General features: G+C 61.1%; 18 protein-coding genes and 1 pseudogene. All 19 read right to left on the bottom strand.

Annotation, left to right across the window (positions count from 1 at the left end; genetic code table 11):
• Positions 1-9 precede the first annotated feature (9 nt).
• Complete coding sequence (locus WLY71_RS17405) at positions 10-1,176, bottom strand: phage tail sheath subtilisin-like domain-containing protein (protein ID WP_347804528.1); 1,167 nt, start codon at positions 1,174-1,176, stop codon at positions 10-12.
• A gap of 104 nt (positions 1,177-1,280) precedes the next feature.
• On the bottom strand, positions 1,281-1,700 hold the full coding sequence (locus WLY71_RS17410; protein WP_347804529.1) for a phage tail protein: 420 nt from the start codon (positions 1,698-1,700) through the stop codon (positions 1,281-1,283).
• Positions 1,701-1,709: 9 nt separating this feature from the next.
• A complete protein-coding gene (locus tag WLY71_RS17415; RefSeq protein ID WP_347804530.1) occupies positions 1,710-3,683 on the bottom strand; it encodes a phage tail protein in 1,974 nt (657 codons plus the stop codon).
• On the bottom strand, positions 3,676-4,284 hold the full coding sequence (locus WLY71_RS17420; RefSeq protein ID WP_347804531.1) for a phage tail protein I: 609 nt from the start codon (positions 4,282-4,284) through the stop codon (positions 3,676-3,678). Before WLY71_RS17420 ends, WLY71_RS17415 begins: the two co-directional genes overlap by 8 nt.
• Before the next feature lies 1 nt (position 4,285).
• Positions 4,286-5,167 carry a baseplate J/gp47 family protein gene (locus tag WLY71_RS17425; protein WP_347804532.1) on the bottom strand — a complete coding sequence of 294 codons (882 nt, stop codon included), beginning with the start codon at positions 5,165-5,167 and terminating at the stop codon, positions 4,286-4,288.
• Positions 5,164-5,490, bottom strand: a complete 327-nt coding sequence (locus tag WLY71_RS17430; protein WP_347804533.1) for a GPW/gp25 family protein — start codon at positions 5,488-5,490, stop codon at positions 5,164-5,166. Before WLY71_RS17430 ends, WLY71_RS17425 begins: the two co-directional genes overlap by 4 nt.
• 5 nt (positions 5,491-5,495) lie before the next feature.
• The gene (locus WLY71_RS17435) at positions 5,496-5,756 is read right to left on the bottom strand and encodes a hypothetical protein (RefSeq protein WP_347804534.1); all 261 of its coding nucleotides are present in this window, start codon (positions 5,754-5,756) and stop codon (positions 5,496-5,498) included.
• Between the two features lie 103 nt (positions 5,757-5,859).
• Positions 5,860-6,120, bottom strand: coding sequence for a hypothetical protein (locus WLY71_RS17440; RefSeq protein WP_347804535.1), 261 nt, complete (start codon positions 6,118-6,120; stop codon positions 5,860-5,862).
• Between the two features lie 59 nt (positions 6,121-6,179).
• Complete coding sequence (locus tag WLY71_RS17445) at positions 6,180-6,716, bottom strand: phage baseplate assembly protein V (RefSeq protein ID WP_347804545.1); 537 nt, start codon at positions 6,714-6,716, stop codon at positions 6,180-6,182.
• A gap of 29 nt (positions 6,717-6,745) precedes the next feature.
• A complete protein-coding gene (locus tag WLY71_RS17450; RefSeq protein WP_347804536.1) occupies positions 6,746-7,261 on the bottom strand; it encodes a hypothetical protein in 516 nt (171 codons plus the stop codon).
• Positions 7,261-7,920, bottom strand: coding sequence for a hypothetical protein (locus WLY71_RS17455; RefSeq protein ID WP_347804537.1), 660 nt, complete (start codon positions 7,918-7,920; stop codon positions 7,261-7,263). The genes WLY71_RS17450 and WLY71_RS17455 overlap by 1 nt, the downstream gene beginning before the upstream one ends.
• Positions 7,917-8,237 carry a head-tail joining protein gene (locus WLY71_RS17460; RefSeq protein WP_347804538.1) on the bottom strand — a complete coding sequence of 107 codons (321 nt, stop codon included), beginning with the start codon at positions 8,235-8,237 and terminating at the stop codon, positions 7,917-7,919. Before WLY71_RS17460 ends, WLY71_RS17455 begins: the two co-directional genes overlap by 4 nt.
• Positions 8,238-8,239: 2 nt before the next feature.
• Positions 8,240-9,235, bottom strand: coding sequence for a major capsid protein (locus WLY71_RS17465; protein WP_347804539.1), 996 nt, complete (start codon positions 9,233-9,235; stop codon positions 8,240-8,242).
• Positions 9,236-9,297: 62 nt separating this feature from the next.
• Positions 9,298-9,642 (bottom strand): head decoration protein, encoded by a 345-nt coding sequence (locus WLY71_RS17470; protein ID WP_347804540.1) that lies wholly within the window; start codon positions 9,640-9,642, stop codon positions 9,298-9,300.
• Positions 9,639-10,793, bottom strand: a complete 1,155-nt coding sequence (locus WLY71_RS17475; protein WP_347804541.1) for a head maturation protease, ClpP-related — start codon at positions 10,791-10,793, stop codon at positions 9,639-9,641. The genes WLY71_RS17470 and WLY71_RS17475 overlap by 4 nt, the downstream gene beginning before the upstream one ends.
• Positions 10,790-12,271: a phage portal protein gene (locus WLY71_RS17480; protein WP_347804542.1), complete on the bottom strand. Its 1,482-nt coding sequence runs from the start codon at positions 12,269-12,271 to the stop codon at positions 10,790-10,792. Before WLY71_RS17480 ends, WLY71_RS17475 begins: the two co-directional genes overlap by 4 nt.
• Positions 12,271-12,477: a phage head-tail joining protein gene (locus tag WLY71_RS17485; protein ID WP_347804543.1), complete on the bottom strand. Its 207-nt coding sequence runs from the start codon at positions 12,475-12,477 to the stop codon at positions 12,271-12,273. The genes WLY71_RS17480 and WLY71_RS17485 overlap by 1 nt, the downstream gene beginning before the upstream one ends.
• A gap of 1 nt (position 12,478) precedes the next feature.
• On the bottom strand, positions 12,479-14,500 hold the full coding sequence (locus tag WLY71_RS17490; protein WP_347804544.1) for a phage terminase large subunit family protein: 2,022 nt from the start codon (positions 14,498-14,500) through the stop codon (positions 12,479-12,481).
• A gap of 4 nt (positions 14,501-14,504) precedes the next feature.
• A pseudogene (locus WLY71_RS17495) lies at positions 14,505-14,885 on the bottom strand (terminase small subunit); the annotation flags it as partial.

Raw genomic sequence — 14,885 nt, forward strand, 5'->3', positions numbered from 1 at the left:
CTAGGCCCCTTAGGCTGCTTCAAGAACTTCGGTCATCCACTGATCGGTGACTTCGAAAAGGAAATTCGGGTTTTCGGCCGGCGGCACGTCGGTGAAGCGAATGCGCCAATACACTTTGCCCTGGGCGATTTGGCTGGCGGTGTTCAACTCGGTGTCCGGGTACACCTCGAAGTTGATGATTGCGCCCTGGGCTTTCAGGTCGCGCATGAACGCTTCCAGGCCGTCGGTCACGTCCTTGACGTAGGTCTTGGTGATCGAGCGGTCAACGGCCCATTTGTGACCGGCCTGCACGGCATCCATAAGGATGAACAGCGTGCGCACGCGGGTGACGAACGCCCATTTCGGATCGCTCGACAGCGTACGGTTGCCCCACAGGCGATAACCGTCGTCGCGGATGATCGTCGTGATATTGGCGTTGTTCAGCAGGTTGGCCCGGCACGTCGCATCGCCGTCCAGGTACTCAACCGCCCGGGTCGTGCCGGTGATGCCGACAAACTCCTTGTTCGACGGCGACGCCCAGAAGCCGTACTCCGCATCGGTCCAGGCAAACAAGCCCGCCGCCCAGGCCGAGCCCGGGGCATCGACCGTCTGGCTCAGGCCGGTGTCCCAGTACTGCACGCCCGGGTCAACCATGAACAGGTTGCGACTGCCGAAGTTATCGGCGTAGGCCATGGCGGCCTCATCCGTGGTGCCAGGCCCGTCGATAATGCCGATGGCGCGCAGCTTCTGCGCCAAGCCGTCGAGCGCCGTGGCCACCGCTTGAGTGGCCGTGTGCCCCGGCGCGATCAACAGCCGCGGCTGAGCGTTAAACAGGCTTTTGCCATCGAGCAAGGCCTGTAGGCCGGTGCGTTTACCGGAAGTCAGCACCCCGCCAATGATCGCCGAGGTTTGCAGCGCCGCGTCTTCCAGCTTCGGCACACCGATGGCGACGATCACCGCCTTGGCCTTGGTGTAGATCGCCTGACAGGCCTTGGTGATCGCCGAATCGGCGCCGAAGGCGGCAATGGCTTCGCGCTCGGTGGTGATCAACTTCAGTTCGCCGGCCAGCGCCGTACCGCCGCCGAGGACGCCCGGGGTGAAGGTGTCGCACAGGCCGATGATCGACGACGACGGCAAGGAAATGGTGCGCGCGCCGGTCTTGATATCGGTGGTCGTAACGCCGTGAAAGAAACTCATAAAGCTCAATCTCCAGAAACGAAAAAGCCCCGCATACGCGAAGCTGTGAGGGATGTTCGTGTTACGCGTAACGGAAAAGAAAACGCCCCGTCAGTGCGGGGCGTTTATTGCAGCGAACCGGCCAACCAGGGCGGCGCCACCGGACGGTGCTCAATCAACGGAAACTCTCCCGCTTCCGGCCAGTTTCGAAGGGCTCGCCGGAACGCTTGCAAACTCACGTACTGCACTGAGGTCAGAGTTGTTTCAATACTTTCCTCCAGTTCGTCGCGGTGACGCGTGACAACCCCATCAGTCAATGAAAGCTGCTTGTCTCGCCATACACGCTCAACGAGCGCTAGCTCATCTGCCGTGGGCAATGGCGGGTCTTGCAACTCCGGACGGCCATCAATCCCAGGGACTATGATTTTGAACCCCCGGGCCGAATCAAAAAGCGCCGCATGCTCTTCATCGGTTATCTCTGTGCCCCCGTTATCAGCTTCATCGAAGGCAAACCGACCATCTTCTTGAATCCATTTAGCGTACATATTTCCCCCTCAGTAGCCGATGGCCAGCCAGTTAAAACCACCTTCTGTAAACCCGCCGTTGTTGCCAACCATGTTGGTTAAGTAGCCCGTGAAGCCTGTGCGGGTCGGAATTCCGCTCTGACAAATTGACGGGTTGGCCGAAGCACTGGCCCCGGCATAGATAGCCACCACAAACATACAGGCGGTAGGAAATGCGACGGGAAACGTTACCGGTACCACTCCTGCTGATCCATTGGTTGATCCGTGCCCGGTTTTAAATGTCCAGCCGCTGGGCAAAGCCTGGTGGCCGTCGTATCCAAAAACTGCGGAAAATATTCTTGCGGTCCGCAGAATTTCGCTACCGAGGTGGCAGCGCCACACGTTGGCCTCACGTACGACTATAAAATCCCCCCCGGCAGCTAGCGTGTAAGGAACAGCCACACCGAGATTGTTCATTGCCAACTGATCCCCAGCGGCGACAGTCACCCGCGACGTAATGGATGTTGGCCCTGCCGATATCAAAATCGCTGACCCGTCAGGCACAGACGAAGAGGCCGGTAACGTCACAGTGACGCCATCCGCCAACTCCAGTCGCTTACCGATGTCAGCGCCGGTCAACGCCCGGCTTACGGAAATGCCATACCCTCCGGAGAAACTACCTATCGCTCTCTGCACAAACTCCGTCGTAGCGTGCGCCCCGCTATTGTCGAACCGTGCTGGCGTTGTCCAGTTTGGACCAGACATCACGGCGGCATACTTGAGAGCCATGGACCCACCACGCAAGCGCCAGGTGCCCGATACCTTAACGAACTCGGCGTTATCCCCCATACCCAAGACAACAGGTATCACTCCAGCGACCTGAGACGCCAACACGTCCAACCCGGCCGCTAGAACAGTCACGGCACCGGCACCAGCGTTCACCACCTCGACCGTCGCCCCCTCAGGCACCCCGGCGGTAGGCGGCAACGTGATGTTGATCGGGGTAGCGGATGCGGCAGCCACAATCCCGCCAATACTTGACGCACCCAGCGTAGTGCTGGCGGTAAGCGGGGCGAAGCCCGAATACTCGACGCCCATTCGTTTGGCAAAGGTGGTGTTTACCAGCCTGAGCGAGTTGTCGAACTGGGGCGGGGTCAGTGCCGTTGGAGCGCCCAGCAAAGCTGGGGAGTTGATCGGCGCATAGCCCTGAGTGACGTTCTGAAAAGTCAGAGCCGTGGAGCCCAGGACAATCACCCCATCCGTGACCAGTTGCCAACGGGTGTCGGCCAGCGTAGTGCCTTGCTCAACCGATACCAGCAGTGCCGAGGTCACCTCGGCATTGGTGTCGGCATCCGGCGCGCGCGTCCAGGCAGGCGCAGCAGCAATGTAAATGCCATTGTCCTTGGGCACGGTCTGATTTTTCACCAGCACCCGCGCGCCCGCCGGCACCGAAACGCCGTCGATCATCTGAAGGCCCGCCAGCGCGATGTTGGCCGTGGTCGCGACCAACACCGATTGCTTGCTGTCGAGCTTGTACAGCTCTTCCAGAATTTTGTTATCGACATACTCGCGGGTCGCCAGCACCACCGACGGATCAATCTTGAGCGTGATGTTGCCGGTGCTGGACACGATGAAATTCATCCGCACCACTTGGGTGCGGCCGGAGCCCTGCGACAGCACCGGCTTGAAGCTCGGCGCACAGTTGGCCACCGCCACCAGATCGCCGTCCGCGTCATACAGCCCGATTTCGCGAATCCAGTGCCCACCCTCGTCGGCCGGAATAATCTGCTCGGCGATGATCACCGCCGGGTTTACCGGATCGACTCGGACCTGATTCAGTGGACGGCGGCGCCATTCGTTGATCAGGCGGGTTTGTGTCGCACTGGGAATCGGGTCGGTGTTGTTGGCATCACCCACGCCCATTTCGGTGAACTTCCAGGGAAGGCCGAGCGCGTCGGCGTTCGCCTGCTTGGCCATCCCCACGTTCGTGAGGATCGCGAAAAACTGCGAATTCGCATCAATCATAATAAACGTCCAGGGTGTCTATGGAGTGTTCGCGCCCGACCACGCCGATGGACCCGGTGACCTCGATGTCACGCATGACCGGCGGGTAAACGTCGATTTCGTCGCCTTCGTACAGGGCAACACTGATGTTCAAAAGGCCTTGGCTTTCGAGGCTGATCGCCAGCCCCGTCAGGTGCCGGGTGACCGGCTTGGCGTCGTCGATCAGGCGTTCCAGCTCCTGATACATTTCCTCGGTGATCCCGGTATCCAGAACGCCGACCTTCAGCGCGAAGGTGCCCGGCACGCCCTCAGGCACGGTGTTGAACCACTCGATAATTTCGATAAGGTAGCCCAGGGGCTCGACTACCCGGCGCAGCGCGCCGATGGTCCCTTTGTGGGCATGGATGTAGTAAGAGGCCTTAATGGCGGCGCGCTTGGTCGCCTCAGTCCATCGATAGTCCCAGCGATCGACCGACCACGCCCACGCTAGATGCGGCAGCAGATGGACCGGACAGGTATCGGCGTTGTAGAGCTCGCGCAGCGGGACTATCGTTTTCTCGAAAAACGTCGCCTCCATGGCCCGTTCCAGTTGCGTGCTGTTGATCGGCAGTAGGCTTTTCATATCAGCCCGCCAGCGTCACGGTGTAGCCCGTACAGAACGCCGCCTGAGCCTTGGTCGGAGCCAGATCCTGCCAGCCGATCAGCTCCACCCGAGAAACGCCGGCAACGTGCAACTGAGCGTCCACACCGGAGCGCGCGACCTCAATGCCCAGCCGCTTGCGCGGATTGATCCAGGCCGCCAATCGACTTTTCGCCTCGGCCAAACTGGCATCCGCTTCGGGGCCGGCGCTGGCCATGTGCAGAATCGCGTTAATTTGGTAAGGGATCACCTGGGCGCTCTGCACCGTCACCCGATCCCCTACCGGCCGCACGTCGTCGTCATTCAGCGCGGCGGCCACCGTGGCCAGCAGCTCCGGCGGCGCCACACCCTGCCCGTCCAAGCCCAGCACCGTGACCGTAACGCAACACGGCACCGGGCTTTCGGCGGTGGCATCCGCCACCAAACCCGAGGCGTTGCGCGCATGCAGGATGTAACTGTTACGCGGGCCGGCCGTGGTCAACCCTTCATAGGCCAATTGGATACGCTCGCGAAACGGGTCGTCGTCCTCCTTGACCTCCGGCACCGGTGGTACCGCCAGCAGATCCTCGGCTTGAATGACCAGGCGCTTCAGATTGACGTTGGACCCCAGATGATCGAGGTCGCCCTTTATGGCGTGTGCCAGCAATACCGCTTTGCCGGCGTCATTCACCCGGGCGCGGTTGCCGACCTTGATGTACGCGCCGACCTCCAGCACCTTAACCACCGGATCGCTTTCCAGCGCGGCGGTCCAGTTGCCGCCCATGTACCCGCGAAAGACGCCCAGCCCTTCCTGATAAACCTCTTCGAAGTCCAGAGGCTCCAGCACAGTCGGCGCCGGCAGCGACGACAGATCCACAATACTCATACGGCTACCTCCAACGTGACGCCGTCGCCCAGGTACTCGCCGACAATCTTCAGGTTGATTTGCCCGCCAATAACGGAAATGACGCGCACCTGATCCAGTTTCAAACGCGGCTCCCAACGCCCCAGGGCGCGGGCGACTTCAGCCTGTACGGCGCTTTTCCAACCCTCGTTAACGGGCAGGTCAATGAACCGCCGGAGCTTGCTGCCGTAATCCATCCGATGCCGGCGGCTGCCCAACGGCGTGCCCAAGATGTCTGGGACGGATTGCCGCAAGTGCGCGATGCCGGAAATGGGTTGGCCGGTGTGGCGGTCCATTCCGATCATCTAAATCACTCCTTCAGCAGCTCGAACTCTTCGTTGGCTTTCAGGAACTTGACGGCGTCGGTATCGGACGCCAGCACTTCGACCACTCCCTTGCTCACCGGCAAGGCGCGGTCGGTGTCGGGGACGATCAACAGTCGCGACGTATAGACCTTGTCGCGAAACTTCAGCAGCTCCGGTGTCGCCGATGCAGTAAGCAGCAGCGGTTCGCGCATCGGTGATGCGAACGCTGGTTCGTCGGAGACAAGTGTGTCGACGATCTTGGCCATGTGTTTCTCCAGGCATGAAAAAGCCCGCACTCGGCGGACTATTGAGGGAGGCAAGTTGCCTACTCGTGTCTATTCGGTTCCAGCAGCACTGTTCTTCAAAGATCTAGGAAGACAGTCCTACGCGTACCAGAATTTGAGCAGACAGATTTCGAACCAGCGCTTTGAGCCGGCGAATATCAGGGGAGATCAACCAGTTCGAAGCGGCAACTTTTGTGATAGAAGCCCCATCAACCAAAATTAAACGTGCCATTTTTTTGGTGCAGTTGCCCTTTTTGGTAAATGGGTTAATACCGATGACTGATAGCTTGTCCGGGCAGAGACTCCAAGACAGCTCAAAATCGGCTGATGACATTTTTTTTGCCATTCCAAAGCCTCGCTAGTATTTGATCTATTACATCTCGACAGCAGGTTCAGCCAGCTACATCAATGCTTGTGGTTAGGCGTGTTGCCGGTGGTGTCAATAATCGACGCATCACTGGTGATGTTCTGCGTAACGTGTAACGCGCCGTCGATGGTCACCGCTGCTTTGAGATTGATGTTGCCGGTGGTCACGTTCACGGCGCTGTCCGTTATGACTGCCTCCGTACTGGCGACCTTAATGGTCACCGTGCCGCTCGGTAGGGTGATGCTGTAACTCTTGGCCTGCCAGTCGTAGACCAGCGAACCACCATCATCAAAGCGCCAGACTTCCACATGATCGCGGTTATCTGGAGGCGGGCCGGCGTTGCCGTACAAGCCCGGGATAAACGTACCTTGTGCCAAATCACCGCTGGCACTGATCAACGTCCCCTGTTCATATAGCGACGGCGCCCGCCAGTGCCGGGCCTTTCCGGCCGCGATGCTGTGCCAACGCACCCAGGCGCTGACCCAATCACTACCATCCGACACCCGACACACTGGCGGGGAGGCCGTCAGATCAACCGCCACCACATAACAATCCTTGACCAATCCCGCCAACATGCGGTCGTGCTGGGCCGAGACGTAGCCGCTCACATGTCCTCCGGCGGCACAAAGTCCGGTTTGATGTCTTCGTTAAACCCAAACAGCAACATCCCCGGTGGCTGATCAGGCCAAGGCCATTCCTCAGGGCCGACGTACACCTGTTGCGTCCATTCCACCAACCAGACGGTGTAACCATCCAATACTGGCTGCGTCCAGTCCTGCAGGGCCTGCACAAACTCGGCGGGTTCGACCGGCAAACCCCAGGTCTGTGCCCGCAGCAACACCGCAAGCTGAGTCGCCAGTTGCACCGCCTGCTGCTGATGAAGGGGCCGGATCGGGTCGACGATGATGCGCGCCTCGAACTTGCACACCAACGTGGTTTCACCCGTACCGATATCGGCACCCGGCTCAATCTCGGCCAGCTCCAGAAACACCGCCGGCAACGCGATGCGGTCTTCGATGTTCGGCCAGGCACTCACGGTCTGAACCCCCGGCAGATGGGTCACCAGGTGTTGCTCGATAGCCTGGTAAAGCTGATTCAGGCTAAAAGGTTCGTCCGCCATTAAGCGATCCTCTTGAGGTATTTCTGCAGCTCAAAGTTGAGCTCCTGTTTCAGGATCTCCAGCAGGCGTTCATCGGCCTTTTGCACCCAACTATTGAAGTGCGGTCGAGCCTGCTCCAGCGAGACTTTGGCTTTGGCCAGGGGAAAGCGACTGCCGTGTTCCGCGACCCACCCCGAACTCGGCCCATGACCGGGTGACACCGTGCTGTCGGGATAATCGTCCGCGTTGAAATGCTTGCTCGCGGTGCGAATCCAGATGTCCGGCTTGTTGCCGTAGACCTTCTTCAGGAACGCGCCCTGGTACCGTCGCCCGGCTACCGACACACCGCTGCCGGTCTGTCGCGCCCGGCCGATCCGGCTGGACTCGATGGCGTTCAAACCAAACCACAGCTTGCCGCTCGACGCCCCGCCGGACACCGGGTAACTACGCAGCCGTTGACGCACCGCCGCGACGGCAATGCGCTCCTGCCGACTGACGGCCCGGGCGATGTGCGTGCGCAACCACCCGAGTGTCTTGTTGATCGCGCGTCGGTGTGCAGCGGCCGCCGCCTTGGGCACCAACTTGGCAAAGTCCTGAAACGCCTGCAGGTCTGCGGCCGAAGACTGGATAGAAATCATCCCGCCGCCGGCCGAGGGTTTGAAATGGCTACCGACACTCATGGGCGTAACCTCAGGATCAAGGCGACCAGACCATCGCCGCCCGGTTCCAGCTGCAGCAGGTCGTAATCGCCACCGCCATCCAAGGCAGGCAAATCGATGCTGACCAACAGCCCGCGTACAAGGCCGTGCGAATCGCTAACACGGATCTCGAACCGAGGCTCACGCAACCCGGTGTTGAGCTTGCCGAGCTTCGGCTGCAACCAGGGCGCGGCAAACATGCCGAACACCGGTTCTTCGCGACCCTCAATCCGTGCGGTATCGCCCAGCGTTTCGAACACCACCGCATCGACCTCGGCGACCAGATCGCGAAAGCCCACGATCAGAGCTCCAGCAGGATCTGAGCGCGCGGTCGAGTGCACAAATGCAGCGGGTTGGACTGCGCCTCACCCGCCATGCCCTTGCCGAACTGCATCGGCTCGATCTTGCTGTAATACGGAAGGCCTTGGGTGTTGACTGTTTCCATGTAGTCGGCCGGTGCGAACACCGAGATGTACAGATCTGGTACACCCTCAGGGACCAGCAGCGCTTTATCGTCGTGGACGAACGACACGCCGGCGACCTTGCCACGGTAGCGCTCCCAGACAATGCCGCCGAATTCGAAGCTCTCCCGAGCGTCACCGCGCAAGGACGCAGCTTGCTGACTGTTGAGGTAGGTCTCGGTGACCGAGGGGTGAACGATCAATTTGTTCCAGAAGTGCTTTCCGCAGAACGCGCGGGAACCAGTGCTCGTCACAACACCAAGCGCGTCCTCCTGCATGTCCAGTGCCTCGACACACTGTACCCGCAGCTCCGTGCTCTCGTCGGCCAAGCCCATGGACAGTTTCTGACGCTGCACACCGAAGCGGTCGTACAGGTCCAGCAGCACTGTCGAACCATCGGCATCAAGAATCAGGCCATTCAGTGCGCCCATGCGCTGGAACTCATGGGTTGCGTCCAATTGACGGCGCGCTTTGGCCAGGCGGGTATTGACCACGTCCTGCACCGCCTGCAACTCGGTGCGGGTACCGAAGGCACGAATACCCTGGATCTCATCGGCCTTGATGGTAAAGCGTTCCGGCAGGTGCACGGTGTTGAACGGGATCAGGTTGCGCTTGCTGGCCGCAACCACCAGGCCAGAGCTACCGCGTTCACCGGCCGGTACCAGCGCCAGGGTGTCACCGTCCTTTTCGATCTGTACGGTCAGGGTGGTGATGCCTTCCTCACGGAACAGGCCCAGAGCGCTGATGCGACCCGGCAGATAGGGTTGATCGTTGAGGGCAGCAGTCAGCGCGGTAACGGTAAACGATTCGTCGTCAAAAATGGCGATCTCGGCCATGGGTACTCTCCAGAAATGAAAAAACCCGCTCAAGGCAGGTTGGGTAAACGTGACTAAAGGTCCTAGCGGACGATCAGGAAATGAGTGGCCAGCTCTTTTTCGGCCTCAGGGTCCAACCCGGTCAGGTGCACTTCGCTGACCTCCGCCAGGCGCACCACGGCACGACCACGGCGAACGATGTCCGACTCGCCCAACGGCCCGTAAAGGATCGCCACGGCAGCTTGGGTACCGTCTTCGGCAGCCGGGGTATACGGCGCAAACTCGCCCGTGGCCGTCACCAGACCGAGGACTTGTCCCGGATTCAGTGCCGGGCCGGCGGCCACGTTGATCGTTTCCCGAGAAATGTTCCCGGCGCCTTCGGACAGGAGAAACTCGCCCGCGTGGATCGGCTCTTTTTTGATGGTCATGCTCTTGCTCCTTTCGCGCCGTGCGCGGTTCCAGATTGAGCCGCTTGTCGCGAAGCCCAGATCGAGGTGGGGTCAGGTTGTTTGGCCAGCACCTTCGGTGTTGGGTCGTTGTCCAGCGGCAGGCTGTTGTCGATTTCAAAGCCCTTGCCGCTGGTGACAATCTTGTCGAACAGGCGCGCTCGAACCGCTGCAGCATCCAGACCCGCCGCGACGTATTCGGCGCTGAACTCCGGCAAGCGGGCTGCCACGCAGAGGTCATTCACCGCCTTGGCGCGGGCCAGGCCGGCCACGACGATCTCTTCGCTTTCGAGCTGGGTCGAGCTGAGCAGCGGCTCGACCAAGTTGCTGATGCCCGCCGCCGCGCAACGCTGGGTGATCATCAGGGCCAGCTTGGCTGAGTCGACTACCGGCGGCACAAGCGGCGGATCGACAACGTCCAACTCCGGATCCGCTTCCGGTGGCTCGTCGAGCTGGGCCAGCAACTCAGCCGGTGCGTGCTGGTAACGCTGCAGCACGCCACCCTGCCCGAGGCACGCCTTGACCTTGATCCCGTCGCCGACCTCATCGGCCAAGCCCAAGGCCACGGCTTCATTGGCGGTGAGCCAGGTTTCAGCAGCGACCAGCCGCCGCAGTTCGACCTCATCGATGTCCGGCGCCTTGGCCTTGTAGGCCGCGATGATCGCCTCCATCGTCTGGTCGAGAACGTCGGCCACCTTGCGAAAGCCTTCAGCGTCACCGGCCGCATAGGTCCAGGGGTTATGAATCATCAGCATGGCGTTGGCCGCGATCACGACCTTGTGTGCGCCACACACCGCCACGCTGGCGGCACTGGCGGCCAATGCATCAATCCGGCCGGTGCAGCGCTCCCCAAGACGCGACAGCGCGTTGTGCATGGCCAGCCCGTCGAATAGGTCGCCGCCAATGCTGTTGAACGCGGCGACCACCGGTGACACACCGTCATCCATGGCGCGCAGGTCCTGCACGAACTGATTGGCGGTGATGCCCCAGGCACCGATCTCGCCATAGACGAAGACTTCAATCACCCGTTCGGCGGCCTCACCGCTGGCCTGCACGGCGTACCAGGTTTTGTCCTGAACCTTGATGCGTTTGCCTACGCGGTTGTAAATGCGCGGTCGTGCTTTTTTGCTCATGATTGCTCCTTGTCGTCGGTTGTTTCGACGGCATCCAGGGTGTTGTAGTTGAGGCCCAGTGCTGTAGCCCGCGCCAGATCGGCGGCGTTTTCCTGATCGACTGTTTCGGCGTCGTAGCCGGTGCGCAGCACCATCTCGCTACGCGAGGAAAAGCCGGCCTGCACTTCCATCCGACGCGCCTGCACGTCCTGTACTGGCTGGATGTACGCCCAACCTTGCGGCACCCAACGGGTACGTAAATAGTCGCGGCGCTTCTGCGCGTAATCGCCCAGCACCAGGACACCGGACAACACGGCCATGTCCATCCAGGCAGCCCGCACCGGGCGGCAGAGCTGGTGCACGTAAACGCTGAATTGCAGTTGTTCCAGACGTCGCCGAAACTCGTTGAGCACCACCCGTAGCGCTCGGTCGTTGATCCCGCGCATGTCGCCGGTGAGGATCTCGTAAGGCGTGCCGGATCCCGCTGCTGCGGCCATCAGTTGCTGCCGCATAAAGTCCGGGTAGTTGTTGCCCGCGTCCGGCGGCTTGGAGAATTCAACCTCCTCACCTGGCCCCAGCTCCTGCATGGTGCCGGGCTCCAGTGCGACCATCGGTGTGAAGCCATCGCGATCCGGATTCAGCGGCGCGCCGGTCACTGGATCTCTGGGAACCGGTCCAGACTCCGGTGTAGGCCGCTTGATAAAACCGGCAAACAGGTTCGCCACCTCTTGACGAAACAACACCGCATCGTCGTAGTTGTCGAGACTGCGCAGACGCTTGAGCACCGGCGACAAGCGCGGCACTCCGCGCAATTGGCCGGGCTCGACGGGCTCAAAGATATGCAGCACCTGGGCGGCCGGCACACGCACCAACTGGTTGTAGCCAACGTTCAGCGAGGCCGCATCACGTGGATGCGACAGGTACATCCAATACGCCACGCGCTTGCCGCCCGGGGTGAATTCGATCCCAGCGCGGATGGTGTTGCCGCTTTTTGTGCTCTCGTATTTGTCGTGTGGGACAAACTCCGGCGCCAGGATCTGGAGTTGCAACGGAACTGCCAAGCCCTCGTCCAGGCTGCGCGGTCGCAGCCGTACAAAACATTCGCCCGAGGTTTCAACGGTGCGCGCCACCAGGGCCTGTTGGCCGTAGAAGTCGGTGCGATCATCCGCATCCGATTCATCGACCCAATCACCCCACAGTTCCTGCAGCAACTTGCGTAAAGCATCGTCATCAGTGGTCGGCCGAGGGGTGATGCCCGTACCAATTAGGTTGCTGACGCGCTTGTCGATCACATTAAAGGCATACGGGTCATTGCGGACCGCTGCCCGGGAGCGCGACCGAAGGTTGCGCAGTGCCGGGGTGTTGATGCTGTTGATCCCGTTGTCGGGAGCATCCCAGCCAGTGGAGCGGCGGCCCTCTCCGGCGCCTTCGTAACTGGCCTTAATGTTCGACGGCAACACGAATCCGTTACGGGTCAACGTCGGGAAGTATCGGGCCATTAGAGTCCTTTGCCCCCGTGAAACAACCGAACCACACGCGAGCGCGGCGCGGCTGAGTTGAGCAGCGATGAACGAATCTCTTCGCGCGCCCTGAGCAGTTCGTCGACGGTGCGGTATTCCACGGTACGGTCGGTGTAGCGCACGGTTTTTTCACCGCGAGCAATGGCCGCCTCAACCGCGTCGAGGTGCTTCTGGGTAAATGACATATCAGCGTCTCTTCAGGTAACCGCTGGTGGAGCTGCGGCGTTGAGGGGGTGTTGCTGCGGGGCGCGTTTGCACGACCGAAACAGCGGGTGGTGGTGCCGGTTGCCGAACAGGTGTTGCTGCACCAGGGCTATCGACCCGTTCACCTTGAACAGGCTTGATGCCCAAGGCTTCGTCAAACAGTCCGGACTGCGCCAAGGACTGACGCACGCGCTCCCAGTCGTGTTCCTTGTAGCGATTCAGGCCAAGGTAATGCGCCATGGCAAGGCAATACACCATCAGGTCGAGCGCTTCGTTGCGTTCGGCCTTGCCCTTGACCCATTCGATGCGCTTGTGACCACGCACGTAACGCGCGACCTTGCGCTCCGCGACGCACTGGTCGAAGAAGTCATCCGGCAGGTCGTTGGCAAAGTGCAATGCGCCCGGCCCTGACTCGAACGGGTAGCGGTTGTAGATCCAGTCCTTGGCCGTGTCGGTACCGACGAACCACAGCTCGGCGCCGTTGCGTTCGGTCTGGCCCTTCCAGGTCACGTCGACCATCGACGGCCGCTGAGCAATCACCGGCTTACCGGGTTTGCTCGCACCCTTGATGGCAAACACATTGCGCCAGCGGCGAACGCGGCAGAACTGGTAGACCTCATCGGTGTGGTGGCCCCCGGAGTCAACAGCAACCGCAAGAATGCCTAGACCGACACCGCACGGATGGCGATATTTAGCCTTGAGCAATTCGTCCAGCGCCGCCCAGGTGCGTTCATCTGCGGGATCGCCCGAGACCACCTGGTAGTCCACGACCCAGCGCTCCATGCCAACGCCCCAGCCCATGGCCATAAACTCCAGCCGGTTGGCCTGAACGTCGACGGCGCCGGTGATCATCATCACCGCCGCTGGCAGCGAGCCAAGGGTGTAGCCTTCCAACCGCGCCCGCTGCCTCAGGACGTCGGCTTTGGTCTGCTCTTGAGCCGCGTCCCACACCTTCGCCAGACGGGTGTTGTAGAACACCTGCATGGGCTCAAGATCGCCTTTTACCTGGGCCTTTTTCGCCTTCTCGTATTGCTTGGCCAGCGACCTCCAGTCCATCCAACCCAGCGGCGAATACAGCGCGTTGAGGTGGAAACCCACCGTCTCGCCGTCGCCCTCGGCATGGGCGCGCCACTCGCCTTTGGCGAGCATTTCGCCCTTGTGGTACTCATCGATCAGCACGTCACAGTCCATCCCAGACGCCGCGCACTTGTAATGCACTACGCTGAAGTCGGCCGAGTAGAGAAGGTTTTCCCACTCCAGCACCTGCATGTGACCACAATACGGGCACGGCACGTAGTAATGACGCTGGTCACTGCCGTCGAACAGATCAGAGATTCGCGAGGCCCCCTTGATCGTCGGCGAGCTGGAGAAGTAAAACTTGGCGTTGCGGCCAAAGGTACTGCCCCGGGTTTCCGCCAGCTCGATAGGGTCGCCCTCCTCGCCGATGTCGACTTCCCAGCGATCGATCTCATCGCCGTAAACGTACCGCGCCGAAAGCTCCGACAGGTTGGCGGCCGAGCCGGCGGTGGTGACGTACAACGTGCCGCCCTCGAACTCCTTGGTGTCCATCGTGTTGCGCGAATCCCGCGAGCGGTTGGCCGCCACACGTTCACGCAGCACCGGCGTAGCCTTGATCGTTTTGCCGATCCGCGAGGACACCCGCTTGGCCAGGCCGAGGCTCGGCAGCAGCGCCAGGATATTCGACGGCGCCATGTGCATCAGACCGCCGATCCAGTTCAGACCGATCTGGGTTTTCATCAACTGTGACGCGACCATGGTGATCACGCGCTTGCAGGGGTGAGCCGGCGACAGACAACGCATCGGCTCGCGGGCATACGGTGTTCGCGAGGTGCGGTATTGGCCCGGCTCAGCGGCGCCGGTGTCACGCGGGATCCGCATGTACTCATCGGCCCACTGATCGATCCAGACATCCGGGTCGGGCCGTAGCCCACGGAAATACGCCTCGCGGTACACCTCTGCACCGTCAGGAATATCCGTGGGCATAGGCTTAACTCGTGGTCAGTGCGTGTTCAAGGTCCGCTGAAGACATGCGTTCGGCGTCTTCCAGCGAGCGGCGAATCGCCGCCGTGAGGTGCTTTTCGATTTCCCAAGGGTCGGTCATCGACGCCAGTTCCGGAGCCAGTTGCGGCGGCATCCCCAGCAGTTGATCGCGCAGCATGCGACCGGCGTTGTAGGCACCGGTCTGCACCGCCGCCATGGCCACCAACGAGCCCTTGGCCTTGTGCAATTCGATCTCGGCGAGCTGCGCCAGGTTGTGCTCGCGCAATGCGCGGGCCTTCTGGAAGTCGGGGAGCTGCCCCGCAGGGGTGATCGCGAGCGGCGGCGCAGCCATTGAAGTCGGCTCGGCCTGGCTGGATAGCTGACTGTA

Origin of the sequence: Pseudomonas rossensis, assembly GCF_039888995.1 — a bacterium.
GTDB classification, from domain to species: domain Bacteria; phylum Pseudomonadota; class Gammaproteobacteria; order Pseudomonadales; family Pseudomonadaceae; genus Aquipseudomonas; species Aquipseudomonas rossensis.

What these genes read in the sequence shown, in the direction of transcription:
- WLY71_RS17430 (WP_347804533.1), bottom strand. Translation starts at nt 5,490, where the DNA reads ATGATCGGAATGGACCGCCACACCGGCCAACCCATTTCCGGCATCGCG.
- WLY71_RS17435 (WP_347804534.1), bottom strand. Translation starts at nt 5,756, where the DNA reads ATGGCCAAGATCGTCGACACACTTGTCTCCGACGAACCAGCGTTCGCA.
- WLY71_RS17420 (WP_347804531.1), bottom strand. Translation starts at nt 4,284, where the DNA reads ATGAAAAGCCTACTGCCGATCAACAGCACGCAACTGGAACGGGCCATG.
- WLY71_RS17455 (WP_347804537.1), bottom strand. Translation starts at nt 7,920, where the DNA reads ATGAGTGTCGGTAGCCATTTCAAACCCTCGGCCGGCGGCGGGATGATT.
- WLY71_RS17485 (WP_347804543.1), bottom strand. Translation starts at nt 12,477, where the DNA reads ATGTCATTTACCCAGAAGCACCTCGACGCGGTTGAGGCGGCCATTGCT.
- WLY71_RS17440 (WP_347804535.1), bottom strand. Translation starts at nt 6,120, where the DNA reads ATGGCAAAAAAAATGTCATCAGCCGATTTTGAGCTGTCTTGGAGTCTC.
- WLY71_RS17450 (WP_347804536.1), bottom strand. Translation starts at nt 7,261, where the DNA reads ATGGCGGACGAACCTTTTAGCCTGAATCAGCTTTACCAGGCTATCGAG.
- WLY71_RS17425 (WP_347804532.1), bottom strand. Translation starts at nt 5,167, where the DNA reads ATGAGTATTGTGGATCTGTCGTCGCTGCCGGCGCCGACTGTGCTGGAG.
- WLY71_RS17410 (WP_347804529.1), bottom strand. Translation starts at nt 1,700, where the DNA reads ATGTACGCTAAATGGATTCAAGAAGATGGTCGGTTTGCCTTCGATGAA.
- WLY71_RS17480 (WP_347804542.1), bottom strand. Translation starts at nt 12,271, where the DNA reads ATGGCCCGATACTTCCCGACGTTGACCCGTAACGGATTCGTGTTGCCG.
- WLY71_RS17470 (WP_347804540.1), bottom strand. Translation starts at nt 9,642, where the DNA reads ATGACCATCAAAAAAGAGCCGATCCACGCGGGCGAGTTTCTCCTGTCC.
- WLY71_RS17415 (WP_347804530.1), bottom strand. Translation starts at nt 3,683, where the DNA reads ATGATTGATGCGAATTCGCAGTTTTTCGCGATCCTCACGAACGTGGGG.
- WLY71_RS17475 (WP_347804541.1), bottom strand. Translation starts at nt 10,793, where the DNA reads ATGAGCAAAAAAGCACGACCGCGCATTTACAACCGCGTAGGCAAACGC.
- WLY71_RS17465 (WP_347804539.1), bottom strand. Translation starts at nt 9,235, where the DNA reads ATGGCCGAGATCGCCATTTTTGACGACGAATCGTTTACCGTTACCGCG.
- WLY71_RS17445 (WP_347804545.1), bottom strand. Translation starts at nt 6,716, where the DNA reads ATGTTGGCGGGATTGGTCAAGGATTGTTATGTGGTGGCGGTTGATCTG.
- WLY71_RS17490 (WP_347804544.1), bottom strand. Translation starts at nt 14,500, where the DNA reads ATGCCCACGGATATTCCTGACGGTGCAGAGGTGTACCGCGAGGCGTAT.
- WLY71_RS17405 (WP_347804528.1), bottom strand. Translation starts at nt 1,176, where the DNA reads ATGAGTTTCTTTCACGGCGTTACGACCACCGATATCAAGACCGGCGCG.